Origin of the sequence: Kribbella antiqua (genome assembly GCF_004345665.1) — a bacterium.
Taxonomy (GTDB): Bacteria; Actinomycetota; Actinomycetes; order Propionibacteriales; family Kribbellaceae; genus Kribbella; species Kribbella antiqua.
The window spans coordinates 122852-149766 of sequence record NZ_SLWR01000008.1 but is presented as its reverse complement, the minus strand read 5'-3'; the positions used below and the strand labels follow the sequence as shown (position 1 = coordinate 149766).

Here is a 26915-nt window from a genome sequence, read left to right as displayed (position 1 = left end):
ACCAATGATCGACATCGCCACCCTCCCGGCCCTGATCTCTGTACCGAAGGCAGCCCAGCTCATCGGGCTCAGCCGTGCGAGCGCCTACCGATTCGCCGCTACCGGCGAGCTGCCCACGCGTCGGTTGGGAGGCAGGGTCTTTGTAGTCACCGCAAAGCTTCAAGCGTTCATCGACGGAGAGGAAGTACAGGCAGCATGAGCCGCCGGAAGATCCCTGGCATCACGGTCTGGCAGCGCGGGAACACCTGGGCGTATCGCGTCGAACTGGAGCCGCATCCGCTGACCGGCGCGCGACAGCGCCCATATCAAGGCGGCTTCGCAACGGAGGAAGACGCTCTGGAGGCTGCAATCGAGGCGAAGAAGCGCGCCGAAACCGGCCGTTCTGTCACCGCCAAGAAGATTCGCGTAGCCACCTACATGAACGAGTGGCTCACTGCTAACGAGGACAACCTCAAACCCACAACGGTGCAGAACTACCGCGACAACATCGATGCGTACATCGAACCCGTCCTCGGCACTCGCTGGCTCGGTGAACTGACGGTGCCAAGAATCAACGCGTTCTACAAACACCTACGGGACAACGGACGACGGAAAGGTGACGGCAACCATCGAATGTACGAATTCTGGCTCAGTCATCAGTCCGACAGGGACGGCGCGGGACCGACGCCAACCGACATCGCCAGGGCGTGCGGCACGAACTACAACGCCGCCCGCGAGGCCGTGCGCCGGTACCGGCGCGGCAGAGTGCCAGGAGAATTTTCCGCTGGTCTGAGTGTGAAGTCGATTCGAAACGTCCACGTCGTAATGCTGCGTTCGCTCGCGGACGCCGTGCGCTGGGGCTACCTGCACACCAACCCGGCCGCGTTCGCGGTACTCCCCCGAGAAAGGCGGCGCTCCGCTCGGAAGCGTGGAAACATCTGGACAGTCGAGCAGCTCGGATCCTTCCTGCGCGTAGCTCTACAGGACCGGTACGACGGAATGTGGTTGCTGGCGGCCACAACGGGGATGCGCCGATCGGAATTGGCCGGCGTCCAGCGGTCCATGCTCGACCTGAACGCAGGAACACTCACCATCGAGGACACCCGAGTGGTGGTGCGCGGCCGAGCGGTGGAGTCTGACGGCAAGTCCGACGCGGGCGAGCGCGACATCGCGCTCGACACCTTCACGCTGACCCACCTGCGCCGGTACGTCGAACGCATCAACGACGAGCGAGACGCATTCGAGGGGAGCTATCCGAAGCATGACTACATCATGGTTGGACCGGAGGGACGGCCGCTGCACCCGGACACCATCACGGCTCGATTCAACCGGCTGGTGGATCGAGCAGGTGTTCCCCGGATCAGGCTGCATGACGTGCGCCACACCTACGCGACGATGGCTCAGGACGCTGGACACAACGTGAAGATCCTGAGCGAACGAATCGGCCACGCGGACACGTCCGTCACGATGAAGATCTACACCCATCGGTCACACGGCATCGACCGCCCGCTCGCGCAGGCTATGGGAGCGCTGATCGCTCATGCGGCGGGCATCACAGAGCCAGAATCAGACCCGCTGGTCACAGATCTGGTCACAAACCGCCCGGACACAGACCCCGACGACGGAGACCCACCCCTCGCAGTCGTCGGCTGATGCGGAGCACTGGGCCGAGCAGCGACGGACAAAACCCCAGGTCAGACCCCACATAGCAAGACGAAGGCCCGGACCTGTTGGTCCGGGCCTTCTTTCGTAGCGGGGGCAGGATTTGAACCTGCGACCTCTGGGTTATGAGCCCAGCGAGCTACCGAGCTGCTCCACCCCGCGCCGTTGTGGTTTTAGTTTAGTGGATCGGGGCTGAGCAACCAAATCGGGTGCCGGCGTGGCTCTGGGTGGGTGAAAACCCGTGTCGAGCGGCTGGCCGACGGCGTACCGTCCGGGTATGTCCCGACACGTCATTCGCCCGTTCGAGGAGGCGGACCTGCCCGCGGCCGCCGGACTGCTCGCGGAGCGGCACAAGGAGCATCGGAAGCGGCACCCTCTGCTGCCGGCCGACTACGAGGACGAGCAGTTGGCCCTGGTCGAGGTGACCGCGCTGTGGGAGAGCGAGAGCGCGTCCGGCGCCGTAATGACGGAAGGGCTGGAGCTGACCGGCTACGTGCTGGGTGCGCCCAAGCCGTCACCGGTGTGGGGTCCGAACGTCTGGGTGGAGTCCGCGGGTCACGCCGTACGTGAGCCTGAACACATCCGCGACCTGTACGCCGCAGCCGCCACGAAGTGGGTGGACGACGGCCGCACGGCTCAGTACGTGCTGGTGCCGGACGACGCCGAGCTGATTGATGCGTGGTTCTGCTTGGGGTTCGGGTCGCAGCACGCTCATGCGGTCCGTCCGGTGCCGGATGCTCCGCTCGCGCCGCACCCGGATCTCGGCGTACGACGTGCCTCGCGCGACGACATCGCCGTACTGGCTGAGCTGGATCTGGTGCTGCCACGACACCAGGGCCAGTCGCCGGTGTTCTCCTCTGGGGAGATGCCGACGCTGGAGGAGGCGCTGGCTGACTGGGAGGAGTCGATCGACGACCAGGACTATGCGACCTTTGTTGCCGAGTACGACGGTCGTGTGATCGGTTCTGCGGTCGGGTGCTCGCTGGAGAAGTCCAGTGCGCACAGCGGGTTGGCCCGGCCGGACAACGCCGGTTTCCTGGGGTTTGCCGCCGTACTGTCGGAGGCACGCGGGCGCGGCGCCGGTCGTGCGCTGGGTGAGGCGGTGCTGCAGTGGTCTGCTGATACCGGCTATACCTCGGTGGTCACTGACTGGCGGGTGACGAATCTGCTGTCGTCGAGGACGTGGCCGCGGCTCGGGTTCCGGCAGACGTTCCATCGGCTGCACCGGTTGATCGGGCATTGATCCGGGGGTTGTCCACAGGTTCGAAATCGCGGCCGGAAAAGCGCGGCGATCGGTGCACTTTCTAGGGCAAGAGAGGCGTCTTGCAGCAGGCAAGTCGTCGCGGGCCCCAGGAGGCAGCCATGTCGCGTTCATTCCTTCGTTCCCGAGTCGTGCCGTCGACCCGTCGTATCGTGATCGGGAGCGCGGTCGTCCTCGCCACATTCGGCGCCTGGGCGACAACCCCGGCCGTGGCGGCGAGTGCTCCGTGGTACGTCGTGGCTCCCCCGTCGATCGAGCAAAGGGCATGCACCTTGGACGGCTTCGTGATCGAGCACCTTCCCGGCGGCATCGGTACGCCGACCGACTTCGAGTACGAGTGGGAGGACGTCAGCTTCCGCAGCCGGGTCTGGGAGACCGGGCCGGATGCCGAGGGCGGGTACAAGGTCGACCTGACGGTGAAGACGCTGCGCGGTGAGAAGCTGACGGATCTCGAGGCGCTGAAAGCCTTCCTGGCCGAGTACGAGGAGAAGGACCCGGAGAGCTGGGAGCTGCGCCCGGTGAAGATCGGCCCGTACGACGGCCTGGCCGCGGAGCACGAGGTGTTCTACTTCATCGCGCCGGGCGTCGCGGCCGAGGTGTCAATCGATCTCGGTCGCTTCACCGAGCAGGATCTCTTCGACACCGCGACCGGCTTCCACCCGGAGAGCACCCGCTGACGGCTACGCGGATTCGGGGCTTCGGGCAACGAGCGTCGACTTGGTGCCGCCGGCGGCGTCTGCCGTGTCCGCCTGCTCAGATTCCGGGCCTTGGGCTACGAAAAGGGCGGCGACGCCGATGGTGATCGGTGTCGCCGCCCTGGGATCAAGCCGGGGTCAGCCTGTTGGTGAGCTTGGTGGGCTCGTCGGTGATGGAGTGGTCGACGGGGTCGTGGTCGGCGTTGGGGTGGTCGGGGTGACCGTTGCCCCGGCCGCCACGGCCCGGTCGATCGCCTGCTTCATCTTGTTGACCTCGGCCTGGTATCCGGCGAGATCACCACGCGTCAACGCCGCCTGCGCCGCCGCGTAGGCAGCCTGCGCCTGCGCTAGCGCTTGTTTGATTGTCGGGTTGGTGTTCGGCGGAGTGGTCGGCGTCGTCGGGGTGGTCGGCTCACCGGTGCTGACGTTGGTGTTGAAGACCTTGGTCAGCGCCTCCGACAATGTCGCGCCGTAGGCGACGCGGTCACCGAAGGAGACGAGCACATACCGGAGCACCGGATAGCTACCCGCGCCGGAGGTCTTCACCGAATAGACCGGCTGAACGTAGAGCAGACCACCGCCCAGTGGCAGTGTCAGCAAGTTGCCGAACTGGGCTCTGACGCCGCTGGTCGGCTGGTTGATCGGCAGCAACGCGGTTCTGATGCCGTCGTCGGTCTGGAACTTGTTGAAGACCTGTCCCGGACCAGGTATCTGCACGTTGCCGGGCAATCGAAGGATCCGGAACTGGCCGTAGTCCGGAGACGTCGCCTCGGAATCGACGGCCATGAACGCGGTCAGGTTCTCCCGCTCCGCGTTCGGTACGTACACCGATGTCAGCGAGAACTTCGGCTCCTGCTGATCGGGCATCCGCAACGACAGGTAGAACGGAGGCTGGTTGTTTTGAACCGAGGAGTCCGTGCCGGCGGAGACCGCGGTCGGGTCGGCCGGAACACGCCACAGGTCGCTGTTCTGGTACCAGGTGGTCGAGTCGGTCACGTGGTACTTGGCCAGCAGGTCACGCTGGACCTTGAACATGTCCTCCGGGTACCGCAGGTGGGACATCAGGGCCGGCGAGATGTCGGAGCGCGGCTTGACCGTGTTCGGGAACGCCTTCATCCACGTCTTCAGGACCGGGTCACTCTCGTCCCAGGCGTACAGCTCGACCGAGCCGTCGTACGCGTTGACGACCGCCTTGACCGAGTTGCGGATGTAGTTGATCTCCTCGCTCGGCTGCTGGGCGATGGTGCCGCGGCCCGTGGTGGTGTCCCGGGTGCTGTCGTCCAGGGCGACCTTCTCCGAGTACGGGTAGTTCGCCGAGGTGGTGTAGCCGTCGACGATCCACACGACCTGACCGTCGACGACGGCCGGGTAAGGGTCGCCGTCCGGGGTCAGCCACGGCGCGGCCTTCTCGACCCGCTCACGCGGGCTGCGGTCGTAGAGGATCTTCGAGTCGGCGTTCACCCGGCTGGACAGCAGGATGTTCGCGTCCCGGAACTTTGTTGCGTAGAGCAACCGGTTGCCGAACGAGCCGACCGGGACACCGCCCTTGCCGGCGTAGGTGTTCAGCGTCGGGTCGCCGCCGTTCTTGCCTTCCGGCGTGTCCAGCTCGACTGCGGGCGCACCCTTCGGAGCACCGACGATCGAGTACTCCGCAGACTGCTCACCGAAGTAGATCCGCGGCTCGTAGTCGCCGAGCTGACCGGTCGGCGGCAGGTCCTTCTCCGACCACACCGGCGTACCGTCGCTGGCCCGCTGGTTGCCGTTGGCGGCAACGACTCCGTAGCCATGGGTGTAGACCGTGTGGTCGTTGTTCCAGTTGCGCTGTCCGGCCGGCAGCCGGTCGATCTGCACCTCGCGGACCGCGATCACGGTGTCGCTGACCTTGTTGCCGATCTTGTACCGGTCGACGTCGAGGTCGGTCGGGAAGGAGTAGAAGCCGCGGACCTGCTGCAGCTGCTCGAAGGTCGGGCCGACGACACTCGGGTCGATCAGCCGGATACCAGGCAGCACCTCGGCGTCCGCGTTCAGCTCGCTCGGGCTCGCGGTCGTCTTCGCCTCGTAGTTGACGACCTTCGTGCCCGCGAGCCCGTACGCGTCTCGCGTCGCCTGGATGTTCTTCGTGATGTACGGCGCTTCCTTGACCGGCTCACTCGGCCGGACACGCAACTGCTGCAATGCCGCCGGCCACAAAGCGCCAAGCAGAATCGCGGAAAGGATGAGCACCACGGTGCCGACGCCCGGCAGCAGCCAGGTCCGGCGTACCACGTTGGCGAAGAACAACACGGCACACAGCACAGCAATGACCGCCAGGATCTCCTTGCTGGGCAGGACTGCGTTGTCACCTGTATAGGAGATACCGGTGAACAACCGGCTGTCGGCAGTCGTCAGGCCGTAACGGTCCAGCCAGTAGCTGAAAGCCTTGAGGAGGACGAGCAGACCCAGGAGCACGGAGAACTGAACCTGCGCCGCACCGGAGGCCTTCTGCCCCTTCGCGGACGGGCGGAAGCCACCGTACAGGTAGTGGGTGATGATCGCGGCGACCAGCGACAGCAGCACGATCGAGTAGCCGAAGCCGAGGAGGACACGCAGCCACGGGTAGTCGAAGACGAAGAACGAGATGTCCTTGTTGAAGTGCTTGTCGGTGACGCCGAACGGGGTCCGGTTCCGCCACGCCAGGAAGACCTTCCACTCCCCCGACGCGGCCGAGCCGCCGAACACCAGCATCAGGGTCGCGATCGCCCCGACGGCGATCTTGCCGCGCTGTTGCAGCAGGTCGCCGTACCGCTCGAAACCGGGACTCGGGGACGGCGCGAGGGCGACACGTGGCCTGGTGCGGAACGCGACGACGATGTTCGCCACGACAGCGGCGGCCATGATCAGGCCGACCACGACGAACAGCAGCACACGAGTCCCGAGCACCGTGCTGAACACGGAACCGAGGTCGACCGAGCGGTACCAGAGCCGCTGGGTCCAGACGTCGGTGAAGACGCTGAACAGGATCAGCAGGACGACCAGCGTCGCGATCGTCGGCAGCAGGGCCCGGGGACGTCCTCCAGGCGTTCGCCGCGTTCGGCGCGGCTCCTCCGGCATGTCGTAGACGCCGTCGCTCATGGTCGGTTCTCCTCGTCACTCATGCCGTCGTCCCCAGGACCCTCGCCCGACCGGCTGCCGACCGAAGGTTCGAATGTCAAAGACAGTACTTCGCACAGCGTGGGGACCAAGTCCGTGCCTGTCAGTACGGCGCTGTCCTCGTCGTGCGAACGCAGCCGGACGGCGCCGAAACGGTCGCCTTCCCGCAGCACGGCGGCGACCATCCGGACCTCGTGGCGGCGCGGATCGCTGCCCACCATCCGGGTCAGTTCGGCATCCGACTCGGCACTGGACAGGCCTGCCTCGACCGAAGCGGGCAGGACCACCCGCTCGATGGCGAGGGCGCAGCCGCTGACGGTGTCCGGCCACTCGATGCGGGCCAGCGCGTCGGCCAGGGCCTCGTCCGCCAAGCCGTCGGGCAGCTCGCCCTGGGCGATCGAGGTCAGCGGCTCGGACGCGTCCTCTGCGCCGAGTTCCGCGGCGAGTTTCGGTGCGGCGCGGAGCAGCTCGTCGGTGGGTACCAGGGCGAACAGCTGCGCGGGCTGGTCCCAGCCCGCGCTGCTCACGTGCTTCTCGATCTCGATCACCGCGCGACTCAATGCGTCGGCGGGCAAAGTACCTACGGAATCCATGCCGGCTGATCTCCCCTTCGGCTGGCGGATGCGGTCAGGTGGCTCATTGGGTGCATGCGGGGACGTCTCCGCTTCCGCTCGCAAGTGCCTTCAGTGCGTCTATGGCCTCGCTCAGGGTGGTGATCTTCACCAGCTGGATGCCCTTCACGTCTGCGTGCATGGCCGCCTCGCAGTTGGACGCCGGGACCAGGAAGACGGTCGCGCCGTCCTCCTTCGCGCCGGCGATCTTCTGCTGGATCCCGCCGATCGCGCCGACCTGGCCGAGCGCGTCGATCGTGCCCGTGCCGGCGACGTGCTTGCCTGCGAGCAGTTCGCCCGGCGTCAGCTTGTCGTAGATGGCGAGCGCGAACGCCGTACCGGCGCTGGGTCCGCCGATGTCCTGTCCGAGGTTGACCGTCACCTTGACCGGGGAGTCGACGCCGATGCTGATGCCGACCATCGGGCGCGTCGCCTCACCGGGGGTGGCCGCGGTCTTCAGTTGCACGGTCTGTTCGGTGCTTCCGCGGCGGATCAGGAAGACCACGTTCTCGCCGACCTTGTGCTTGCGGACGAGCTCGCCGACCTGAGGCACCTGCGACACCTTTACCCCGTCGACAGCCAGGACGACGTCGCCGGGCTTCAGCTTGCCGTCCGCCGGGGTGTCCTTGGCCACCGTGGAGACCTTGGGGTGGAACGGGACCTTCGCCTGCTGCAGAGCCGCCGCGACCGCGCTGTCCTGGGAGCCGGTCATCTCGGCGGTGTTCTGCTCCTCGACCTCGTCCGCGCTCTGATCCGGCGGGTAGATGATGTCGCGCGGGAACAGGTCGTGATGCGGGTCGAGCCAGTTGCGCATCGCCTGCGGCAGGGTGAGCTCACGGTCCGGCGAGGTCACCGACACCGTCGTCAGGTCGAGCTGACCGCTGGTCGGAAAGGTCTCGTGCCCGGTGATCTCGATCACCGGTTTGCCCTTCGCTTCGCCGAGGGTGTCCTTCACCGGTCCAGGGCTGAACGAGACGAACGGCACCGGGAAGGCGGTGACCAGCCCGAGCGAGATGACGAGCACGACGATCGAGGCGACCAGCGTGGCGGTACGACGTGTCACGAACCCTGCCCTGCGATCTTGGTGGAACCGAGCTTCTCGGCCGAACCGAGCTTCCTGGTGGAGACTGAGCCGTCTCCTGAACCCAACGTCCCGGCCGTCCCGAGCGTCCCCGCGGCCCCGACGCCCACGGCCGGCCCGGACTTCTCGGTGGAGCTTGGCTCTTCGGTGGAGGTGGGTTTGGCGACCGAGTCTGTGTTTGTGGGCTTGGGTCGGCGGAGGCCGCGACGGCGTTCCGGGGTGGCGCTGGGGCCTGGCGCGGCGAGTGCCTCGTTGAAGCGGCGAAAGTCCTCGACCGATGCGAAGGCGCCACCCGACCGGCGCGGACCACGGCTCCGGCCGCGCCACCCGGCCCAGCACATCGCCAGCAGCGTGGCGACGAGCGGAAACGCCAGCCACGCCAAAACCTTCATCCGGCCACCTTCATGCGCCCAGCGTACGTGTCAGTGAGCGCCGACCCACTCGCTCGCACCGTCGGTGAAGTGCTGGTGTTTCCAAATCGGGACCTCGGCCTTGAGGTCGTCGATCAGCCTCCGGCAAGCGGCGAACGCGACGTCACGGTGCGAGGCGGCAACAGCCACGATGACCGCGGCATCACCGATTTTCAGGTCCCCGATGCGGTGTACGGCGGCCAGCGCGGTCACGGCGGGGTCTTCACAAACACGCTCAGCCACCGTGCGCAGGTGCTCCAGCGCGTCCGGATGAGCCTCGTAGCTGAGCCGATCGACCGGCTTTTCGTGGTCGTGGTTGCGCACAGTACCGATGAACATCGCAGTACCGCCGGCACTCGGATCGGCGATCGCGGCCAGCACCTCGTCACTGGACAGCACGCCCTCGCGTATGTCCAGCAACCTGATCGCGTCGCTCATCCGTCCCTCACTCCACCCGCCGAACCCCAACACCTACCAGAACAACCCCCACCCACCCAATTCTCCCTCCACCCACTCCCCACGCCTCCACCGCCCCAGCAAACGCCACAATCCAACCGCCCCGGCTCCCCTATGCCACGCCCCCACCACCGGTTGGCGCCGGAGCCCTCCCCACCGCTAATCGGCCCCCACCTCCGTCATCCCGTTCGTTCCTCCCCACCGACCCGGCGGACGCCACCGACCCGACCCCTGCCATCCCTCCCGCACCACGCATCGGATCCCGGCGCCTTCCACCACCCATCCGACCCCGGTGCCCTCCGCGTTCCCCTTCCCCGCTTCCCGCACTGCTCTTGGATCGGTGGTTGCGTGAGTTTGAGGGAGCTCCGCGCTCACCCATTGCGCAGTCGTTGCCTTCCACCCGGACCTCAGCGCGTCGAGCGGGTAGCGGGTCAGGGATCTGCCCAGGGGCAACTCAGGGGTAAATCCGTTCGCCAGGGGAGGAACCGGTGGCGGGAACCAGTACGTTGGAGTTGTACGCCCACCCGCACAGGAAGGCCACTCCGATGAGCGACGAACCGGACAACCCGTTCAAGGGAACTCCGTTCGAGGCCATGTTCCAGCAGTTCTCCGGTGCGGCCGGCGCGGGCGGCGCTCCCGACCTGAACGCGATCTTCGCCCAGGTCCAGCAGCTGCTCAGCGGTTCCGGCGACGGGAAGCCGGTGAACTGGGATCTGGCCAAGGACATCGCCCGCAAGACCGTCGCCGCCGCCGGCGACCGGTCCGTCACATCCACCGACTCGGACCGGGTGGCGGATGCTGTCCGGCTGGCCGAGCACTGGCTGGACGAGGCCACCACGCTGCCCGAGGCGTCCACCACGTCCGCGGCCTGGAGCCGCGCCGAGTGGGTCGAGAACACGCTGCCGGTCTGGCAGACGATCGTCGACCCGGTAGCGGAGCACGTGGCCGGTGCGATGGGCAACGCGCTTCCCGCCGAGGCTCAGCAGCTGGCCGGGCCGATGGCTGGCATGCTGCGTCAACTGGGCGGCTCCATCTTCGGCGCGCAGGTCGGCCAGGGCCTGGGTGAGCTTGCCAGCGAGGTGGTGAGCTCGTCCGACATCGGGCTTCCGCTCGGACCGACCGGGCAGGCGGTGCTGCTTCCGGACAACGTAGCGAAGTTCGCCGAGGGTCTGGGGCTGACCGACGAGGACGTCCGGCTGTACCTGGCTCTGCGCGAGGTCGCCCACCAGCGGCTGTACGCCGGCGTGCCCTGGCTCCGGCAGCATGTGCTGGCCGCAGTGGCGGACTACGCCGCGGGGATCGAGGTCGACACCGGCAAGATCGAGCGAGCGATGGCCGACATCGACCCACAGAACCCGGAAGCCATGCAGGAGGCGCTCGCCGGCGGACTGTTCGAGCCCGAGGACTCCGAGCAGCAGAAGGCGGCGCTCGGCCGGCTGGAGACCGCTCTGGCATTGGTCGAGGGTTGGGTGGACGACGTCGTACGGCAGGCGACCAAGGATCGGATGCCTGCTGCCGTGCAGCTTGCGGAGACGGTACGGCGGCGCCGGGCCGCGGGTGGTCCGGCGGAGCAGACGTTCGCCACACTGGTCGGGCTCCAGCTCCGGCCACGTCGGCTGCGCGATGCGGCGAACCTGTGGGCGGCAGTTCGCGACGCTCGCGGTGTGGCTGGTCGCGACGAGCTCTGGTCGCACCCGGACCTGCTGCCGAGCACCGCGGACCTCGACGACCCGATCGGTTTCGCCCAGCATGCCGGCGAACTGGCCGACATCGACATCACCGACTTCCTCCCCGACGAGGACTCCCCTTCGTCCGACCAGGAAGATGACAAGGGCAACCAACCCGGCGACTCCAAGTAGCCCGGCACCACGACACGCCACTCCCGACTCCATCGAGCGGGAGTGGTGTTCTGCTTTCCGGCGGCGGCTCTGCACGGCGAGCGTCGTACAGGACGATGGCCTAGGGTCGGCGGGGTGATGGTGGCTGGGAGTGGTCAGGCAAGGGACGGGCTGCATGGGGATGCGGTGGGGGTGTTGGGTGCTTGGGAGGCGCCTGATGGTGAGCAGGTGGGGTTGCGGGAGCACTATCTGAGACATCTCGCGGAGTACGGCGACGGAATGTGGCGGAGCTGCCGGCCTGAGCATGTGACGGCGAGCGCGCTGGTGGTGAACAGCTCGGCTAGCCGGGCGCTTCTCACCTTGCACAAGGTCGTTGGCCATTGGCTGCAGCTGGGTGGGCACTGTGAACCCGGTGACACGACGCTGGCTGGTGCGGCGCTCCGCGAGGCCACGGAGGAGTCCGGGCTTTCGGAGCTGTCGATCGATCCGGTACCGCTTCAGCTGTCGCGGCACGAGATCTTGGCCGGTGGGTGCGCCGGGACGTTCCATCTCGACGTTCAGTTTCTGGTCACGGCGACGGCCGGCACGGACTTCGTCGTCAGTGAGGAGTCGCACGACCTCGCGTGGTTCTCGCTGGACGCGCTGCCTGATCACGTAGACCACACAGTTCAGCAACTCGCGCACAGGGCTCGAGAGCGTACAGCCGCTTCTCCGGCCCGGTAAACGTTGGCAGGACGCTGCCCCAGAACCTGATAGCGGACTGTCGGTGGGAACCCGTACGCTCGGTGTCACGCGTCGGTTCGCGACCCATCCGGTCGCCCTAGTGTGCCGAAGGAAGTCCGTGAGCTTCGACATCGATCACTACGCCCAGACTTCGACCCGCATCCGCTGGGACGACCTCGACATGTCGCTGTTCGACACGCAGCCACTGTCCGAAGACGCCCTGCGCTGCCTCAGCTACATGAGCGACGTGGAGACCCACACGGTCTGCTACCTGCGCGACCTGCTCGTCACCCCGTCACACGCCGACCCCGAGGTCACCGTCTTCCTGACGATGTGGAACCTCGAGGAGTACTGGCACGGCGAGGTGCTGGACGAGGTGCTCCAGCGGCACGGCGTCCCGACCGGTCCGGAGCACACTCGCGCTGTGCGATCCCGGCTCGGCTGGCGCGACCGGCTGGCACCGATCCGGCAGTCGCTGCTGGCGAACATCATCGGCGAGGACTTCATCGCCACCCACATGGCGTGGGGCGCGATCAACGAGTGGTGCGCGCACTCGGCGTACACGCGGCTGATCCAGGCCGAGAAGCATCCGGTACTGACGGAGATCCTGAAGCGGATCGCGAAGCAGGAGACCCGGCACGTCGCGTTCTACAACAGCCAGGCGCGGGATCGGCTGCTGCGGAGCAAGAAGGCGCAGAGGATCGCCCGGTTCGCGCTGTCGAAGGGGTGGGGCATCGTCGGGTCGACGATCATGCCGCCGGAAGAGGTGAAGCACATGCTCACCTATCTGTACGGCGGCGAGCAGGGCCTGGCCGAGGTCCGCCGAATCGACGCCAAGGTCGACGCCCTCCCCGGCCAGCACGGCCTCCACCTGGTCGAAAAAGAACTCATCAAGTACGACGTCATCCCCGCCTGACCCCAACCAGCACCCGCGTCGTCGCCGGTGTCGGCGTCATCCGGGTAATAGTTGCGGTTCAACCGACACGCAGGAGTCGAGGTGGGCTACCCGGTACGCAGCTGTCGGCGCGGATTCGACCGGCGCGCAGGCGACCGCGCGGGTTCACCCGCCAGGCAGATGACGGCGCGGATCCACCCGCCACGCAGGTGACGGCGGATTCATCCGGCACGCACGTGATGGCACGGATTCGGCCGGGACGGCTGTGCTTTGAACGGTTGGCGCGAGGAGCTGGGGTGTGCGGGCGGCCGCGGGCCGGCTTGTTGCACCGACCCGCGCGCCGCCGCGCGAGTTCCCCGCTATCCCCCAACTGTCCCCCGTGAATCCCCCACTCAACTGCAGTTCCCGAAGCCACTCCTACTTCGTCTCCGCTCCCCGCAGTCCCGTGCAATCCCCGTACGACCTGCTGTCCTCGTTTCACTGCGGCGCGTGGAGCCCCCCACTGTTCCCGTGATCCCCACATCACCGCAGACCCCGCGTCACTTGCTGCCCCGTGCTCCCTGCATCGCGGCGGCCCCCGTGCAACCTACATCCGCCACGCTCCCCGCTGCACCCGCAATCCCCCAACTCCGTGCTGTCCCCGCTGTCCCCAGTGGATCCCCCGCTTCAGCTGCAGTCGTCTGCCGCTGCCCCCGTGTTCAGCACATCACCGCGATCCCCGTGCTAGATACCGTCCGCCACGCTTCCCCGCTGCACCCGCAATCCCACAACTCCGTGCTGTCCCCAGTGGATCCCCCGCTTCAGCTGCAGTTGTCTACCGCTGCCCCCGTGTTCAGCGCATGACCGCGATCCCCCGTGCTACTTACTGCTCACCGCGTTCCCCGCTGCACCGCATTCCCCCATCCCCACATCGGCCGCAGGCCTCGAACCGTCGCCTCGGCCGCCCCCGTGGTCCGCGTAGCGCAGTCCCCCACTTGCTGCCCGTCCGCGGAAAATCTTGTCAGCGCGTTTTTCTAGGCGCTGAGACGTGTCTCGGTGATTTCGAGTTCCACGACGACGTCTGTCGTAGATTCCTCGGCCTCGCCACGGTGCCAGTAAGCGTGTGGCGATGCGCTTCGTGCGATTCCCCGTCGTACTGGTGGACGTGCGGGATCCAGTGCGGTTTCCCGCGCCGGAGTTCCAGCCGCCCCCGTGATGCCCCACTTCATGACAACCCCCTTGTACTGTCCCCGCCTCACCACAGCACGGTGCGAATCCCCGTGGATGTCGTCGCTGCGCCCCCCGGTGTCGATCTCCGCCCCTGAACGGCATCGGCACCCGCGCGGCGACGGCCGCGGGCTTTCCCCCAGAAAGCCCCGCTGCCAGATGAACGAGCGGGCAGCGGGAAGGTGACGGGTCAAGCGTGACGAAGTACGGACCGAGTTGCGTCCCAGCCCTCAAGCCCCGGATCCAGTCGCGCTATGTCAGCAGTTGATCGCAGACGGTGCCAACCAGGGCCGATGGCAACGGCATGTCGGCGAGGCTTGAGGCTCTCCAACGCCGACAGGTCTGTGTCGAAGGTCGGAGCGGCCGCAGAAACCCATTCCGCGACCGGGAGCCGGACACCGATAGCAGCCAGCGACCCGTCCTCAGCCGGCGTCACAGCGACATCGGCATTGCTCAGCGCACGGAATAGCTTCCCAATGAGCAGGCCAGGCAAATCAGGTACGTCGTAGCTGACAGCCACAACCGCCGCCGCAGGCCCAGCCCCCTCCACAGCTCCAAGCACCGGCCGTACGGCGTCAACGGCGTACACAGGCGTCCCAGGCCACGTCAGCGCACCCACCTCGGACAGCGCAGCCTCGTCGCCACCCGCAACGGCCACTGCCACATCCACCCGGTCCAGCGCTGCCAGCACTTCATAGGTGTCTTCCGCCATCGCCAGGCGCCACGCCTCAGGATCCCGTCCCGGCGGCGCCCACGTCCCCGCAGTAGGTACGACGAGAACCACCACTCGCCGATCGGTCATGCCGTAGCGCTCACGTCGTCGTACTGCGCTCGGGCGGCTGCGACCTCGGTCATGTGCGACTCGGCCCAAGCCTTGATAGACGCGATGAGGGGCATCAGAGTCGTCCCGAGCGGAGTGAGCTCGTAGTCGACCCGGACTGGTACAGACGGCGTTACGGAGCGCGTGAGCAAGCCGTCGCGCTCCAGCGAGCGCAGAGTCTGGGTCAGCATCTTCTGGCTGACGCCGGCGATGCGGCGGGACAGGTCGGAGTACCGCTGCGGTCCGTCGGCGAGTGCAGTGAGGATGAGGGTCACCCACTTGTCGCTGATCCGGTCGAGCAGCTGTCTGGCCGGACAGGAGGCCAGGAACGCGTCGTACTCACGTGCTGCCTCTTCCCGGCGCTGAGCCGCGGTGCGCGTCGGCATGACTCTCCTCGTCGTACGGTAGGCACTCAGAAGTGCGTACTTCCCGGCAGAGAGTAACTCTCCCAGAGTGGTGTCGCCAAGCATCATTCAGCCAAGGAGAGAACAGATATGCGCGCACTCGTGGCCCGTCGGCTCGAAGGCCCCGACGCCCTCGAAGTGATCGAGACTCCGGTCCCCGAACCGGCAGCAGGACAGGTCCGAATCAAAGTGGCCGCGGCCGCGGTCAATCCGGTCGACGTAGCGGTCAGCACCGGCAAAGTCGTCCAGTACGGCGTGACAGCACCGCGGGAGCAGTTCGGACTCGGCTGGGACGTCGCCGGGACCATCGACGCGATCGGCGAAGGCGTAGACCTCACACCAGGTACGCCGGTCATCGGACTGGCCGACCTGCTCGGCCTGCCGCTCAAGACCCACGCGGAGTACGTCGTACTCAACGCAGACGCCGTAGCGCCGGCACCAAAGGGCCTCGACCTCACCGCAGCATCCACAATCGCCCTGAACGCCCTGACTGCATTGCAGGCACTCAAAGCCCTCCAGCTCACTCCCGGCCAGACACTGCTCGTCACCGGCGCGGCTGGCGGGGTCGGCGGCTACGCAGTCGAGCTCGGGAAGCGTCTAGACCTGACCGTCATCGCCAGTGCCGGCGAGGAAGACGAAGACCTAGTACGACGCCTTGGCGCCGACCACTTCGTGCCGAAGGACCTGACGGCAGTACACACGATCGCCCCAGCAGGTGTGGATGGTCTGGTGGACGCCGCAGTACGAGGCATCGCTGCGCAGGAGGCGGTCCGCAACCGCGGCTGGCACGCACACGTACAAGCAGGCCCGACTCCACCGCACCTCCGCGGCATCACCGTGGAGCAGATCTTCGTCCAAGCGAACCGCAGCGAACTCCAGGAGCTAGTCCAGCTCGTCGAGGCCGGAGTCCTCTCAACCCGAGTTGCCGATACCTACCCGCTGCACGAAGCCCCAGCGGCGTACAACCGCCTGGCAAAGGGCGGCGTCCGCGGCCGCCTGGTGCTCGTTAACTAAGCCGGCACGGGCAGCTCGGCCTTGATCAGGCCGAGGCGCAAGGCGGTCATGATCGCGTTGGCGCGGTTGGTAGCGCCCAGCTTGTCGTACAGACGTGACACATAGGTCTTGGCCGTCGAGAGGCTGACGAACATCATGCCAGCGATCGCCGGCACGGACTGCCCGTCGGCCAGCAGCGCCAGAACCTCCCGCTCGCGTGGGCTGAGCGCCATGACGGCCTGAGCGGCCAGGCTGCGTCGAGCGAGTGCCAACGCCAGACCGGTCGCCGTGAAAGAGGAGGCCGCGACCGCTGCGTGGCGGATCGCCCCTAGCACCTCCGTGTTCGGGGCGGTCTTGCCGACGAAGGCAGACACGCCGGTCTCCAGCGCCCGGAACAGTACGTCGTCCTCGTCGTGCGAGGTGAGTACGACGATCCCCAGGCCGGGGTGACGGTCACGCAACTCGCGGGCGAGCCGGAGGCCGTCGGCATCGGGAAGAACGACATCCAGTACGACGACGTCCGGACGGGCCTCGGCGACCAGGGCCGCGGCTTCGGACGCAAGGCCGCATTCACCTGCGACGCGGATATCGGTATCGGCGCTGACCAGCCGGATCAAGCCGTACCGAGTCAGCGTGTGACCGTCGATGACCACGACGGTGATGGAATTGCTCATGATCGCCCCCGGAAGATCTCCCCAGCACAGCGTGACGAGTATCACCTGCTGTAACTATGATCGGACGGCCGCTACACGGCGTTACGCATTTCAAGCGGGTGCTTTCCACCCAGTTGGTTGAGCACTTGGTTACCCGATTGCGGAGGTCCGAATGGTCGAGTTCTTCGCACTTCTGTTCGGCCTGGCGATCGGCTCGTTCCTCAACGTCGTGGTCCATCGGTTGCCGCGCCGGCTCTCCCTGAGCAGCCCGCCGTCGCAGTGCCCCCGCTGTGGTACGCCGATCCTGACCCGGCACAACGTCCCAGTGCTCGGGTGGATCGTGCTGCGCGGCCGGTGCGCCGCCTGCAAGGAACCGATCAGCGTGCGCTACCCACTGGTCGAGGCGGGGACCGGACTGGTCTTTGCCGCGCTCGCCTGGCGGCTGGACGACCTCGGGCTGCTGTCCGCGCTGCCGGCGTACCTGTGGTTCGCCTCGACCGGGATTGCGCTGGCGTTGATCGACCTCGAACTGAGGAAGCTGCCGAACCGCATCATCCTGCCGTCGTACCCAATCCTCGCCGTGCTGCTGACGGCGTCGGCTGCCTGGGAGCACGTGTGGTGGCCGCTGGCACGGGCAGGCATCGGAGCGGTGGCGCTGCTCGGCTTCTTCGTGCTGCTGTCGCTGACCGGCGGAATGGGAGGGGGTGACGTGAAGCTGGCCGGCCTGCTCGGCGGTGTGCTCGCTTACCTGTCCTGGTGGACGCTGGTGATCGGCGCGTTCGGCGGCTTCCTGCTCGGTGCTGTCGTCGGCGTGGTCGTCATGGCCACCGGGCGCGGAGGACGCAAGACCGCCCTGCCGTTCGGGCCGTTCATGATCGCTGCGGCCTTACTAGCCGTCTTGGTGGCCGGGTGAGCTCAGGCAGGTGTCAGAAGCTCTTGCTGCAGCAGGCCTAGTCGCAGGCCGGCCATGATCGCTTGAGCCCGGTTGGACGCACCCAGCTTCTCGTAGAGCCTCGCGACGTACGTCTTGGCGGTGGAGTGGCTGACGAACATCGTCGTACCGATTGCCGCGACCGACAGGCCCTGACCGAGCAACGCGAGCACTTGGGCTTCGCGCGGGCTGAGCGCCGCCTTGACCGCGGCGGTCTGGCGCCTGGCGACGGCCTGGCCGAGACCGCTGGCTATGAACGAGCCTGCCGCGACTGCCGCGTGCCGGATCGCGGCCAGCACCTCGACCGCCGGAGCGGTCTTGGTGACGAAGGCGGACACACCGAGCTCCAGAGCCCGGAACAGTAGGTCGTCCTCGCCGTTCGATGTCAGCAGCACGATGCCGAGTCCGGCGTACCGGTCGCGCAATGCCCGCGCGACCCGCAGTCCGTCGCCGTCCGGCAGTGCGCTGTCAAGCACAACCACATCGGCGGCAGCCGCCGCCACAATCGCGGCGGCCTCGGCACCGAGCCCGGTCTCCCCGACAACAGCGATGTCCGGCTGCCCGCTGACCAGACCAACCAATCCGAACCGTGTGAGTGTGTGACCATCGACCACGACGATCCTGATCCGATGACTCATTGTGTCCCTCCCCGTGTGACCGTCACCCTAGGTAACAGCCACCGGGGCCAGATAGGGACTTAGGTCCCAAGTAGGCGGGACTCCGCCGAGGCACCTAGCCAGGTCGTGACCAGCTGAGGATGGTGACCTGTCGGGCGCCGGGTTGTGGAGTGCTCGGATTGGCGTCCACAAGGGCGACCTTCGATCGCAGCGCCGGTGCGCCGGTCGTGCTGCAGGGCCCGGCACCAGGGCAGAGGTACGCAGTCAGGTACATGCTGAAGACGAAGCCCGGTGAGTCGTCCGGGACCTCGATCACCACACCCGTGTAGCTGAAACTGCCGGTCTCCTTGACCCACAGGGCTCGCGAGATGACGCCGAACCGGAAGACCTGTTCCTCAGCGTTGTTGAGAGTGATGTCCAGCGCGGCCTTCGGTGCGTACGTCGTGCCTTGAACGTAGAACTGGTTGCCGGAGGTGTTGGTCGCAGTGATCATCGAGCAGTTCGCTGCCGAATCGCCACCACCCGTGTACGGCCCACTGGTGACGCAACCGTTCGCACCTCGTAGGGCGGGAGGAATGAACGTGAGCTCGAGCTGGACCGAGTCGATGAGCTCGGCGTCGTTCTTGGGATCGTTCTGCAGCTTCGTCGTGAGATCGATCGTCGCGTCGCTGTAGTTGCCCTTGTAGATGGCTGTGGCAAGGGCACCAGTACGTGCGGTGTCGAGGCTGATCGTGTCTGTCTGTAGCGACGGGTTGCCGATTCGCCCGGTCGTCGAACCGGTCAGGGCCGGACCACTCCCGGTCATCAAGCTGACGTCAAAGGAATCGGCGGCGGTGATATCGGTGTGCCGGTGACGGATCTTCACCTCCGCCGACTGCAGCCTCGATCCAGCCGGAATCGGATCGACCGGCGCGAATCCCTTGAGTGTCAGCACTGTCGAGTCGTTCTTCTTGGTGCTGTTCCAGGTCGCGACCGTAGCGTCGTTGGTTGCGAGCGTGGTGGGCGTGGCGTTGGTGAACTTGCTGCCGGCGGTGACCGCGTTGAGCTTCAAGGACTTGGCGTCGCCCGTCCAGGTCGTGGTCGTCTCCGTGCCGGACTTGAGGCCGTAGACGGCCACAGGCACTTTGTTTTCCTTGATGGAGCCGCACAGCTCGGCCTCGCCTGCCTTGACCGTGAGACGGCTGTCACCACCGAAGATGAACTGCACGCCGTCGGTGGTGAAATTCACGTTATTGATCGGGTTGTCGCAGGAGCCTGGGATGCTCGCGGGCACCGGCGGCTTAGCGATGATCCCGCCCGCGCTGTCAACGGGTGTGCCGCCGACCAGCGTGCCGTTGTCAATCGTCCAAACGTTGTCGCCGGCCGACGGGAGCAGCGGGTTCGCCGCCGGCCCGCTGTTGTGGAAGTCGAAGTAGTAGGTCCCTGGCGTGAACCACCACGTGCTGTTCTTGCACGAGCTGCTGTTGCCCATCATCGTGCTCAGCCCGTTCGCATCGTCATAGGTGCCGGGCAGGAACGTCACGAGGGAGTTCGGCCGGTTACAGGTCGGCAGATCCCGGTGCACGGGCGCCGTCGTCGCGTCGGCCACGTAGTTGGGGTCATCGCCCAACTCGTTCGAGTCCCCGTAATTGCACGAGGGCGCGGGGACGCTCTGGATCGTCCCGGAGCACGAAGACCTTGCCCACACCGCGGCATTGGTGTTTAGGGCGCCTTTGACCACATTGATGTTCGAATTGGAGAACACGTTGCCGTGCACCCTGAAGGTCGAGCCGATCGGCTGGGTGATGTTGACACCGTCCTCAGCCGGATTGGTGCCGAGCGTGAGGATGGCGTTGCCGGGTCGATTGCAGTCGGACAGTGTGGGGCAGTGGATCAGGATCCTCTTCGGGTCGGACTCACAGGTCACCGCGGCTGAGTCCGAACCGTAGAAACCACTCAGCTGCAGCGTGTCGGTGGTGCCGAAGCAGTGCTGGCCGGCGGCGTGGTTGTAGGTGCTGTTGCGCAGATTGTTGACGGCCGCCTGCATGGCGCCATCGGCGCTGTACGTCGTCGACACCTGATCGCGCAGTCCCACAGTGGTACGGATGCTCGTGTCGGACAGCGACAACAGGGCACTGAGACCGAGCGCGACGACGGTGACGATGATTAGTGCCAGGACGAGCGCAGCACCGTCTTCTCCTCGTGCACGAACGAACCGGCCTCTCATGACTGCCTCCGCTGGCCGTTAAGGGTGATCTGGTAGTCGTCGACGGATCCCTTGCTCGCAAGGAACTTCAGGGTGATCTCGTCCGGCACCGGAACGCCGGTACAGGTCGAGGAACAGGTCACGGCGACACTTCCGCTCTTCACGTTGTGAGCGAGTACGACGTCGGTTCCGGTGACGGCGGGGCCGATGCATTTGATGCGGTGCAGTTCGGAGCCTTCGACGTAGTACGCGACGATGTCAGTGGTGGGGTCCGTCATGGACACCGCGGGGTTCCAGGCGTCGGACAGCAGCCGTACGGCGGCCACCGGCGTACTGGAGTCACCGCACACCCTGCCGTCCTTGTTGTACGCCGCCCCGACCTCGACCGACGGCTTGAAGGGCACGGACTCCCCGTTGGCAGCTGCCCGGTCCCTCAGGCCTACCTGTGCGACGTCACGGGCGAAGTACGACGAGCTGATCTGAGCGTCGTGGGAGAGGTCCAGCCGGTCGGAGGTCTCGGTGGTGTTGCGCAGCGCGCCCAGGATCACATTGGCCAACGGCACGGTGATCACGCCGAGGATGGCGATCGCCACCATCAATTCGACCAGGGTGAACCCGCGCTCACCGCGGCACCGGTTCCTCAACATAGGTCGTCCTCCAGCCCGCATGGTTTCCGCAGTACGACGTCGACATGCTCCGTGGCGCGTCCGTCGCTACTCGCGACCTGGATCGTCAATTTCTGCAGGCCCTTGTCCGTGCCACAACTCGACTGCCAGCTGGCGCCGTCCCAGTAGCGAGTCGAACCCGCGACCACCGATTTGGCGTAGCCCGCCGGCACGGTGAAGCTGGGCAGGGCATAGGCGGCTGCCGTCGCACAAGGAACGTAGTTGTCCCCGGTGGCGACGAACGTCTGGAGCGCCTCGGCATAGTCGCGAACCGCCGTACCGGCCGTCGCTTGTTTGCGGTGGATGTCGGACATCAGCACGCTGGTGGTCAGGCCGGCCATGATCGCCACCGCGGCGATACCCATGATGGCTACGGCGATCAGCACCTCCAGCAGACTCTCACCTCGCTCGGAGGCGCTCCTTCCGCTCATCAGCCTTGGACCTGCCCGAAGATGCCGTACATGGCAGAGACGAGGGCGACGGCGACGAAGCCCACGACCACGCCCATGACGATGATGACGGCGGGTTCGAAGAGGCCGATCAGCTTCTTGAGCTTGTAGTCGAGTTCGCCTTCGTAGTACTGCGCGGTGACCTCGAGTTGGGTGTCAAGAGTTCCGGTGTCCTCGCCGACGCGCATCATCTGCGCAGCAGTGGTCGGAAAGAGACCGGTGGCGGCGAGCGGTCGCGCCAGGCCTCCGCCCTCGAGCAGCAGCTCGCCGACGTTGTTCAGCGAGCGACGGAAGACGAGGTTCGGCAGGGAGCCGGTCGCGACGCGCAGGGCCTCGGGAAGCTGGACGCCGGCGCCGACCATCGACGCGAGGATCCGGCAGAAGCGTTCGACCAAGGCGAACCGGATCGTGCCGCCGAGAACGGGCAGAGCCAGGAAGAGCTTGTCCCTGGCATAGCGGCCGCCGTGGGTCCGCGTCACCGCGAACACGAGCAGAGCCAGGAATGCTCCGCCGACGCCGATCACCCACCACCATGCGGTGAGGAAGTCGGTGACGGCGAGCAGCATGCGGGTCGGCAGCGGGAGCTCGGCGTCCAGGCTGGCGAAGAAGTCCTTGAAGCGCGGCAGCACGAAAGCCGCCAGCACGACGACTGTGACCAGCGACATCACCGCGACGATGCTCGGGTAGATCATCGCCTGCTTGACCTTACGGCGCGCTTCCAGGTCGCGCTCGAGGTACTTCGCCAACTGGGACAGGACGGTGTCGAGCTGACCGCTCAGTTCTGCCGACCGCAGGATGCCGCGGTAGAACTCGGGAAAGATCTTCGGGTGCCGGTCGAAGCAGTCCGACAGCGTCTCGCCGCCGCGGAGTCCGTGCTCGACTTCGGTCATCATCCGCCGTACCGAGGAATTGCCGGACTCCTGGGCCAGGCTGTGCACGGCGTCGATCAGCGGCAGGCCGGCCTTGATGAAGGCACCGAGCTGGCGGGACAAGTGCATGACCTCTTCGCGCTTGACCCGCTTCGCGGTGATCTCCAGCTGGAGAACGCTGCGCTTCTCGGTCACCCGGATGTCGCGGAGCTCCCGTTCGTAGAGCGCCAGCTCGGCGTCTTCCAGGGTGTCCGCCTTCGTGACGCCCTTGGCGGTGCGGCCGTCCGGTGCGACGGCGACGTACGCGTACCTGGCCATCTCAGCTCCCGACCACGTAGATGGAACGCCAAACTTCGGCGACCGTCGTCACGCCCGCCTCGACCAGCCGGACCGCCTCTTCCTGCAGCGTCCGCATGCCCTCATACCGGGCGGCCTTGCGGATCTCGTCGTGCGAGGCGCGGTCGACCACGAGCTCGCGGATGCTGTCGGTGACAGGCATCAGCTCGTAGACGCCGATCCGTTCGCGGAACCCGGTCTGCGCGCAGTAGTTGCACCCGGCGCCCCGTGTCAGCCCACCGAGCGGGACGTGGCCGCTGAACGTGTCCAGGAACGCGAGCTCCTCGGCGGGCGGCTGGTACGACTCGCGGCAGTTGTCGCAGATCCGCCGTACGAGCCGCTGGGAGACGACCGCGGTCACCGACGAGGCGATCAGGAAGTTCTCGATGCCCATGTCCAGCAGGCGATGCAGCGCGGTCGCGGTATCGGTCGCGTGCAGCGACGAGAGCACGAAGTGGCCAGTCAGCGCGGACTGTACGGCGATCCGCGCGGTCTCGACGTCGCGGACCTCACCGACCAGGATGACGTCCGGGTCCTGCCGCAGGATCGACCGCAGTCCACCCGCGAACGTGATGCCGGCCGGCTCGTTGATCTGGATCTGGTTGATCGACGGGAAGGTGTACTCGACCGGGTCCTCGATCGTCATGATGTTGCGCTCGGGCGTGTTGATCTCGCCCAGCGAGCCGTACAGCGTGGTCGTCTTGCCACTGCCTGTCGGTCCGGCGCAGATCACCATGCCGTACGGCGACCTCAGCAGCGCCGAGTAGCGACCGGCCATCTCCTGCGGCATGCCGAGCTGCTCCAGCCGGAATAGCGGCCGGCTCTTGTCGAGCAACCGCAGCACGACCTTCTCGCCGCCGACGACCGCAGTAGTCGAGACGCGGATGTCGACCTCGCGGCCCTCGATGTCCATGCTGATCTGGCCGTCCTGCGGGCGGCGCCGTTCGACAATGTTGAGGTCGGCAAGGATCTTGATCCGGCTGACCACCGCCGGCCCGATCGACCCGGGCAGCTCGAGCTGGTCATGCAGCGCGCCGTCGACCCGGAAGCGGACTCGCACCCGGTCGTCGTGCGGTTCGATGTGTACGTCGGACGCCCGGTCGCGCAGTGCCTGGGTGATGATCAGCTGCACGACCTGCACCACCGGCGCGTCCTCGTTCGCCGTCGCCAGGTCCACCCGGCTGGCGTCCTTGCGGATCACGTCGCGTGCCTCGAAAACCTTGACCCTGCTGTCGATACCGGTCAGGGCCCGGTAGCTGTTGCCGATCGCCGTGAGTACGTCGGTCGGAGCCGCGATCCGCAGTACGACGGGACGCCCGAGCGCCGCCCGGAGATCGGCCTCGACCTCGGGATCGGCCACCGCGACGATGACGTTGTTCTCATCCGCGGTCAGCGGGATCGCGGTCAAGACGCGCGCGGTCCGCTCGTCGAGCAGGGTTGTCGCGGCCGGGTCCGGGGTGACGTCGCCGAGGTCGACCTGGGCCAGACCGTGGCTCGTCGCGATCTGGCGGGCGCGATTGCGCTCGATCTGCAGGTCTTCCTGGCTCGCCGCCGGCCGGACCTCGGGCCGCGCCGCGGGCACCGTGATGGTGCTGGACTCCTCTCGCCTACGGTGCCTCATGCCGGCACCCCCGCCCGCAGCCGTGGCCGCATCTCGATCTCCTTCGGGTAGAGGCTGCGCGCGACGGCATCGTCGTACGAGACAACGCCGGTCTGAACCAGCGACGAGAGCGACTGCTCGAGCGTCAGCATGCCTTCGCGCTGACCGGTGACGAGCGAGTTGCGCAGCTGGTGCGTCTTGCCTTCCTTGATCAGGTTGCGGATCGCGGAGTTCGCGACCATCACCTCGTACGCCGCGATCAGGCCGCCGCCGATGCGGGGAATCAGCCGCTGATAGACGACGCCGCTCAACGCGGCCGCGAGCTGGACCCGGACCTGGGACTGCTGCTCGGCCGGGAAGACGTCGATGATGCGGGCCAGCGACTGCGCGGTGTCGTTGGTGTGCAGGGTGGCGAAGACCAGGTGGCCGGTCTCGGCGATCGTGAGCGCGAACCGGATCGACTCCAGGTCGCGCATCTCACCGACCAGCAGTACGTCGGGATCCTCGCGGAGCGCCGAACGCAGCGCGTCCGGGAAACTTGCGGTGTCGCTGCCCACCTCGCGCTGGTTGACGGCGGAGCGCTTGTGGTCGTGGACGTACTCGATCGGGTCTTCGATGGTGATGATGTGGCAGGCGCGGTCGGTGTTGATCTGGTTGATCACGGCGGCCAGCGTTGTCGATTTGCCGGAGCCGGTCGGGCCGGTCACGAGGACGAGGCCCTGGTGCTGCTTGGCGAAGTCGCCGAGCACCGGCGGCAGGCACAACTCGTCCATCGTCGGGATCGAGCGCGGGATCATCCGGAGGGCGACGGTGGTGTCGCCGCGCTGGCTGAACGCGTTGCCGCGGATGCGGGCGTTGTCGCGCCAGGAGAAGGAGAAGTCGAGCTCGTAGGTGTTCGTCCAGGCGTCGGCCTGGGCGGGGGTCAGGAGTTCGGCGACGAGTTCGTCGGTGTCGTCGTGAGTGAGTACGGCGGCGTCGTGGACGGGGTGCAGATCGCCGTGGACACGGATCTGCGGAGGCATGCCCGCGGTGAGCAGTAGGTCGGTACCGCCGGCGTTCCACAGCTCCTCCAACAGCAGATCGACACGACTGCCGCGGGCAAGACCTTTCATGATGATTCCTTTGCAGATTGTGGATCACTGCCGGGGAAGGCCCTTGGGGAAAGCCCTCCCCCGGCAGTGGGATCGTGAGGTCAGGCGTTGCAGCCGGCGTAATCGCCGGTGACCGCGTGAGTGGTTGAGTCGTAGGAGATGGTGTAGTAGGTGGTGCTGGGCTCACTGCGCAGGAACTGGTTCGGCGCTGTGGTCAGAGCAGCGATGGACCCCGGCCAGGTGCCGTTCTTGGCGTAGAAGGCCTCGACAGCCACCTCGACGCTCGCTCGGTCGGACTTGCAAGCCGCGAGGTGACCGCGGTTCTGGATGCCGCTGACCGCGAAGACGACGATGCCGGACAGGACGCCCAGGATGACGATGACGATCAGGAGTTCGATCAGGGTGAAGCCGGCCTGGTTCTTGCGGGCTTCGCGGATTCGATCAAGCATGATGGTTTCTCTTTCTGTACAAAGGATTTTCGATGGATGACGGAGTTGAGGTGTTCGGTTAACCGGCGGGCGGATCGCGGCTGCACCTCCCGTCGCTGGTGGCCACTGCGTCGGCCAGTCGGCGGACGGCCTGGCTGACCGGGTGGTCCGGGTAGGCGAGGGCCAGTGGTTCGCCCCGGTTGATGGAGGCTGGTACGTCGTCCCAGCGGGGCAGGCAGTCCGCGACCGGACTCCTGATCAGCTGGTCGATCTCTGCCGCGGTCAGACCCGTCCGTCCGTCTGACTTGTTGAGCACCACCGAGCGGGTCGTTGCGTCGTACAACAGATCGAGGACGTCGAGGGTGAGCCGGAGGTTCTTCAGTGCCGGGCGCTCGGACGTTGTCACCACGACCTGGTGGTGCGCCGCGTCGAGCGCTGCGAGCACGACCCCGTTGAAGACCGCCGGGCAGTCGACGACGACGAAGTCGTACGCCGTGGGCAGGATCGAGAGCAGCTCGGCGACCAGGCTCGGCGGGATCTGGTGGGCCTCACCCGGGCCGGTGGGTGCGAGCAGGCAGTCCAGACCGGGCCGAAGCGGCGTCATCAGGGCCGCAGTCAGCGGCACGGTGAGCTCGCCGGCCCATTCCAAGGCCTGCAACATGCTGCGCTCGGCACGGAGCCCCAACACGCTGGCAACGTCGCCGAACTGGAGATCGAGGTCGACCAGGCAGACGGGACGGGTGCCACGGGCGCACAAGGCCACCGCGAGGTTCGTGGCGACGGTCGTCTTTCCGCAGCCACCCTTGGCCGCGAAGACCGCGATGATCCGTCCGTCCGACATTCGACACCCCCCGGCGCCTCTCAAGGAGACAAGCACTCTGTGTCACGATCGGCGGTGTTGGCTCCGCCTAAAGAGTGCTGGAGCGCC

General features: G+C 66.7%; 26 protein-coding genes and 1 tRNA gene. 9 read left to right on the top strand and 18 right to left on the bottom strand.

Features of this window, described 5'->3' with window-relative positions:
• Positions 1 to 4: 4 nt before the first annotated feature.
• Positions 5 to 199 (top strand): helix-turn-helix transcriptional regulator, encoded by a 195-nt coding sequence (locus tag EV646_RS23030; RefSeq protein WP_199237133.1) that lies wholly within the window; start codon positions 5 to 7, stop codon positions 197 to 199.
• Entirely contained in the window at positions 196 to 1632 is a 1437-nt protein-coding gene (locus EV646_RS23025) for a site-specific integrase (protein ID WP_132151873.1), read from the top strand. The genes EV646_RS23030 and EV646_RS23025 overlap by 4 nt, the downstream gene beginning before the upstream one ends.
• Positions 1633 to 1729: 97 nt before the next feature.
• On the opposite strand, the gene EV646_RS23020 is transcribed toward EV646_RS23025, so the two are convergent.
• Positions 1730 to 1803, bottom strand: a tRNA-Met gene (locus tag EV646_RS23020).
• A gap of 115 nt (positions 1804 to 1918) precedes the next feature.
• Here EV646_RS23020 and EV646_RS23015 point away from each other — a divergent pair.
• Both EV646_RS23015 and EV646_RS23010 read left to right on the top strand, forming a co-directional pair.
• On the top strand, positions 1919 to 2884 hold the full coding sequence (locus EV646_RS23015) for a GNAT family N-acetyltransferase (protein WP_241996269.1): 966 nt from the start codon (positions 1919 to 1921) through the stop codon (positions 2882 to 2884).
• A 119-nt stretch (positions 2885 to 3003) separates the two neighbouring features.
• Positions 3004 to 3579 (top strand): hypothetical protein, encoded by a 576-nt coding sequence (locus EV646_RS23010; RefSeq protein ID WP_132151871.1) that lies wholly within the window; start codon positions 3004 to 3006, stop codon positions 3577 to 3579.
• A 156-nt stretch (positions 3580 to 3735) separates the two neighbouring features.
• Here the strand turns inward: EV646_RS23010 and EV646_RS23005 are convergent, their stop codons facing one another.
• Genes EV646_RS23005 through EV646_RS22985 form a run of 5 tightly spaced genes read right to left on the bottom strand, consistent with a single transcriptional unit; the run spans position 3736 to position 9266 of the window.
• The gene (locus EV646_RS23005) at positions 3736 to 6708 is read right to left on the bottom strand and encodes a UPF0182 family membrane protein (protein ID WP_132151869.1); all 2973 of its coding nucleotides are present in this window, start codon (positions 6706 to 6708) and stop codon (positions 3736 to 3738) included.
• Complete coding sequence (locus EV646_RS23000) at positions 6705 to 7319, bottom strand: PPA1309 family protein (protein WP_199237132.1); 615 nt, start codon at positions 7317 to 7319, stop codon at positions 6705 to 6707. Before EV646_RS23000 ends, EV646_RS23005 begins: the two co-directional genes overlap by 4 nt.
• Positions 7320 to 7362: 43 nt before the next feature.
• Complete coding sequence (locus EV646_RS22995) at positions 7363 to 8400, bottom strand: YlbL family protein (protein ID WP_132151867.1); 1038 nt, start codon at positions 8398 to 8400, stop codon at positions 7363 to 7365.
• Positions 8397 to 8810: a hypothetical protein gene (locus tag EV646_RS40185; protein ID WP_241996268.1), complete on the bottom strand. Its 414-nt coding sequence runs from the start codon at positions 8808 to 8810 to the stop codon at positions 8397 to 8399. The genes EV646_RS22995 and EV646_RS40185 overlap by 4 nt, the downstream gene beginning before the upstream one ends.
• A 30-nt stretch (positions 8811 to 8840) precedes the next feature.
• Positions 8841 to 9266: a molybdenum cofactor biosynthesis protein MoaE gene (locus EV646_RS22985; RefSeq protein ID WP_132151865.1), complete on the bottom strand. Its 426-nt coding sequence runs from the start codon at positions 9264 to 9266 to the stop codon at positions 8841 to 8843.
• A 563-nt stretch (positions 9267 to 9829) separates the two neighbouring features.
• Between EV646_RS22985 and EV646_RS22980 the strand changes: the two genes are divergently transcribed.
• The 3 genes from EV646_RS22980 to EV646_RS22970 all read left to right on the top strand — a co-directional run bounded on the left by EV646_RS22980 (position 9830) and on the right by EV646_RS22970 (position 12761).
• A complete protein-coding gene (locus tag EV646_RS22980) occupies positions 9830 to 11143 on the top strand; it encodes a zinc-dependent metalloprotease (protein WP_132151863.1) in 1314 nt (437 codons plus the stop codon).
• A 207-nt stretch (positions 11144 to 11350) separates the two neighbouring features.
• Positions 11351 to 11845: an NUDIX hydrolase gene (locus EV646_RS22975; RefSeq protein ID WP_241996267.1), complete on the top strand. Its 495-nt coding sequence runs from the start codon at positions 11351 to 11353 to the stop codon at positions 11843 to 11845.
• A gap of 118 nt (positions 11846 to 11963) precedes the next feature.
• Positions 11964 to 12761 (top strand): ferritin-like domain-containing protein, encoded by a 798-nt coding sequence (locus EV646_RS22970; protein ID WP_132151861.1) that lies wholly within the window; start codon positions 11964 to 11966, stop codon positions 12759 to 12761.
• A 1375-nt stretch (positions 12762 to 14136) separates the two neighbouring features.
• On the opposite strand, the gene EV646_RS22965 is transcribed toward EV646_RS22970, so the two are convergent.
• Together EV646_RS22965 and EV646_RS22960 are read right to left on the bottom strand one after the other, a co-directional pair.
• Positions 14137 to 14748 carry a DUF2064 domain-containing protein gene (locus tag EV646_RS22965; protein ID WP_132151859.1) on the bottom strand — a complete coding sequence of 204 codons (612 nt, stop codon included), beginning with the start codon at positions 14746 to 14748 and terminating at the stop codon, positions 14137 to 14139.
• Positions 14745 to 15152 (bottom strand): winged helix-turn-helix transcriptional regulator, encoded by a 408-nt coding sequence (locus tag EV646_RS22960; protein WP_132151857.1) that lies wholly within the window; start codon positions 15150 to 15152, stop codon positions 14745 to 14747. Before EV646_RS22960 ends, EV646_RS22965 begins: the two co-directional genes overlap by 4 nt.
• Positions 15153 to 15260: 108 nt before the next feature.
• On the opposite strand from EV646_RS22960, the gene EV646_RS22955 reads away from it, so the two are divergent.
• The gene (locus EV646_RS22955) at positions 15261 to 16184 is read left to right on the top strand and encodes an NADP-dependent oxidoreductase (protein ID WP_132151855.1); all 924 of its coding nucleotides are present in this window, start codon (positions 15261 to 15263) and stop codon (positions 16182 to 16184) included.
• Here the strand turns inward: EV646_RS22955 and EV646_RS22950 are convergent.
• Positions 16181 to 16837 carry a response regulator transcription factor gene (locus EV646_RS22950; protein ID WP_132151853.1) on the bottom strand — a complete coding sequence of 219 codons (657 nt, stop codon included), beginning with the start codon at positions 16835 to 16837 and terminating at the stop codon, positions 16181 to 16183. The two genes, EV646_RS22955 and EV646_RS22950, sit on opposite strands and share 4 nt — an antisense overlap.
• Positions 16838 to 16988: 151 nt before the next feature.
• On the opposite strand from EV646_RS22950, the gene EV646_RS22945 reads away from it, so the two are divergent.
• On the top strand, positions 16989 to 17729 hold the full coding sequence (locus EV646_RS22945; protein WP_132151851.1) for a prepilin peptidase: 741 nt from the start codon (positions 16989 to 16991) through the stop codon (positions 17727 to 17729).
• Positions 17730 to 17731: 2 nt separating this feature from the next.
• Here EV646_RS22945 and EV646_RS22940 read toward each other — a convergent pair whose 3' ends face one another.
• From EV646_RS22940 to EV646_RS22900, 9 genes are all read right to left on the bottom strand, one after another.
• Positions 17732 to 18385, bottom strand: coding sequence for a response regulator transcription factor (locus tag EV646_RS22940; protein ID WP_132151849.1), 654 nt, complete (start codon positions 18383 to 18385; stop codon positions 17732 to 17734).
• Between the two features lie 94 nt (positions 18386 to 18479).
• Positions 18480 to 20570, bottom strand: coding sequence for a hypothetical protein (locus tag EV646_RS22935; RefSeq protein ID WP_132151847.1), 2091 nt, complete (start codon positions 20568 to 20570; stop codon positions 18480 to 18482).
• Positions 20567 to 21196, bottom strand: a complete 630-nt coding sequence (locus tag EV646_RS22930) for a PulJ/GspJ family protein (RefSeq protein WP_132151845.1) — start codon at positions 21194 to 21196, stop codon at positions 20567 to 20569. Before EV646_RS22930 ends, EV646_RS22935 begins: the two co-directional genes overlap by 4 nt.
• Positions 21190 to 21645 carry a type IV pilus modification PilV family protein gene (locus EV646_RS22925; RefSeq protein WP_132151842.1) on the bottom strand — a complete coding sequence of 152 codons (456 nt, stop codon included), beginning with the start codon at positions 21643 to 21645 and terminating at the stop codon, positions 21190 to 21192. The genes EV646_RS22930 and EV646_RS22925 overlap by 7 nt, the downstream gene beginning before the upstream one ends.
• Positions 21645 to 22850: a type II secretion system F family protein gene (locus tag EV646_RS22920; protein WP_132151840.1), complete on the bottom strand. Its 1206-nt coding sequence runs from the start codon at positions 22848 to 22850 to the stop codon at positions 21645 to 21647. The genes EV646_RS22925 and EV646_RS22920 overlap by 1 nt, the downstream gene beginning before the upstream one ends.
• A gap of 1 nt (position 22851) precedes the next feature.
• Entirely contained in the window at positions 22852 to 24489 is a 1638-nt protein-coding gene (locus tag EV646_RS22915) for a GspE/PulE family protein (protein WP_132151838.1), read from the bottom strand.
• Positions 24486 to 25580, bottom strand: a complete 1095-nt coding sequence (locus EV646_RS22910) for a type IV pilus twitching motility protein PilT (protein ID WP_132151836.1) — start codon at positions 25578 to 25580, stop codon at positions 24486 to 24488. The genes EV646_RS22915 and EV646_RS22910 overlap by 4 nt, the downstream gene beginning before the upstream one ends.
• An 80-nt stretch (positions 25581 to 25660) precedes the next feature.
• Positions 25661 to 26008, bottom strand: a complete 348-nt coding sequence (locus EV646_RS22905) for a type II secretion system protein (protein ID WP_132151834.1) — start codon at positions 26006 to 26008, stop codon at positions 25661 to 25663.
• A gap of 58 nt (positions 26009 to 26066) precedes the next feature.
• Complete coding sequence (locus EV646_RS22900) at positions 26067 to 26828, bottom strand: CpaE/TadZ family protein (RefSeq protein ID WP_132151832.1); 762 nt, start codon at positions 26826 to 26828, stop codon at positions 26067 to 26069.
• Positions 26829 to 26915: the final 87 nt, after the last annotated feature.

Bases quoted from the DNA above. Each gene is read 5' to 3' on its own strand.
- EV646_RS22950 (WP_132151853.1), bottom strand. From the start codon at position 16,837: ATGAGCAATTCCATCACCGTCGTGGTCATCGACGGTCACACGCTGACT.
- EV646_RS23000 (WP_199237132.1), bottom strand. From the start codon at position 7,319: ATGGATTCCGTAGGTACTTTGCCCGCCGACGCATTGAGTCGCGCGGTG.
- EV646_RS22960 (WP_132151857.1), bottom strand. From the start codon at position 15,152: ATGCCGACGCGCACCGCGGCTCAGCGCCGGGAAGAGGCAGCACGTGAG.
- EV646_RS22905 (WP_132151834.1), bottom strand. From the start codon at position 26,008: ATGCTTGATCGAATCCGCGAAGCCCGCAAGAACCAGGCCGGCTTCACC.
- EV646_RS22940 (WP_132151849.1), bottom strand. From the start codon at position 18,385: ATGAGTCATCGGATCAGGATCGTCGTGGTCGATGGTCACACACTCACA.
- EV646_RS22945 (WP_132151851.1), top strand. From the start codon at position 16,989: ATGGTCGAGTTCTTCGCACTTCTGTTCGGCCTGGCGATCGGCTCGTTC.
- EV646_RS23015 (WP_241996269.1), top strand. From the start codon at position 1,919: ATGTCCCGACACGTCATTCGCCCGTTCGAGGAGGCGGACCTGCCCGCG.
- EV646_RS22915 (WP_132151838.1), bottom strand. From the start codon at position 24,489: ATGAGGCACCGTAGGCGAGAGGAGTCCAGCACCATCACGGTGCCCGCG.
- EV646_RS22955 (WP_132151855.1), top strand. From the start codon at position 15,261: ATGCGCGCACTCGTGGCCCGTCGGCTCGAAGGCCCCGACGCCCTCGAA.
- EV646_RS22910 (WP_132151836.1), bottom strand. From the start codon at position 25,580: ATGAAAGGTCTTGCCCGCGGCAGTCGTGTCGATCTGCTGTTGGAGGAG.
- EV646_RS40185 (WP_241996268.1), bottom strand. From the start codon at position 8,810: ATGAAGGTTTTGGCGTGGCTGGCGTTTCCGCTCGTCGCCACGCTGCTG.
- EV646_RS23030 (WP_199237133.1), top strand. From the start codon at position 5: ATGATCGACATCGCCACCCTCCCGGCCCTGATCTCTGTACCGAAGGCA.
- EV646_RS22980 (WP_132151863.1), top strand. From the start codon at position 9,830: ATGAGCGACGAACCGGACAACCCGTTCAAGGGAACTCCGTTCGAGGCC.
- EV646_RS23005 (WP_132151869.1), bottom strand. From the start codon at position 6,708: ATGAGCGACGGCGTCTACGACATGCCGGAGGAGCCGCGCCGAACGCGG.
- EV646_RS22930 (WP_132151845.1), bottom strand. From the start codon at position 21,196: ATGTTGAGGAACCGGTGCCGCGGTGAGCGCGGGTTCACCCTGGTCGAA.
- EV646_RS22935 (WP_132151847.1), bottom strand. From the start codon at position 20,570: ATGAGAGGCCGGTTCGTTCGTGCACGAGGAGAAGACGGTGCTGCGCTC.
- EV646_RS22965 (WP_132151859.1), bottom strand. From the start codon at position 14,748: ATGACCGATCGGCGAGTGGTGGTTCTCGTCGTACCTACTGCGGGGACG.
- EV646_RS22900 (WP_132151832.1), bottom strand. From the start codon at position 26,828: ATGTCGGACGGACGGATCATCGCGGTCTTCGCGGCCAAGGGTGGCTGC.
- EV646_RS22920 (WP_132151840.1), bottom strand. From the start codon at position 22,850: ATGGCCAGGTACGCGTACGTCGCCGTCGCACCGGACGGCCGCACCGCC.
- EV646_RS22925 (WP_132151842.1), bottom strand. From the start codon at position 21,645: ATGAGCGGAAGGAGCGCCTCCGAGCGAGGTGAGAGTCTGCTGGAGGTG.
- EV646_RS23010 (WP_132151871.1), top strand. From the start codon at position 3,004: ATGTCGCGTTCATTCCTTCGTTCCCGAGTCGTGCCGTCGACCCGTCGT.
- EV646_RS23025 (WP_132151873.1), top strand. From the start codon at position 196: ATGAGCCGCCGGAAGATCCCTGGCATCACGGTCTGGCAGCGCGGGAAC.
- EV646_RS22985 (WP_132151865.1), bottom strand. From the start codon at position 9,266: ATGAGCGACGCGATCAGGTTGCTGGACATACGCGAGGGCGTGCTGTCC.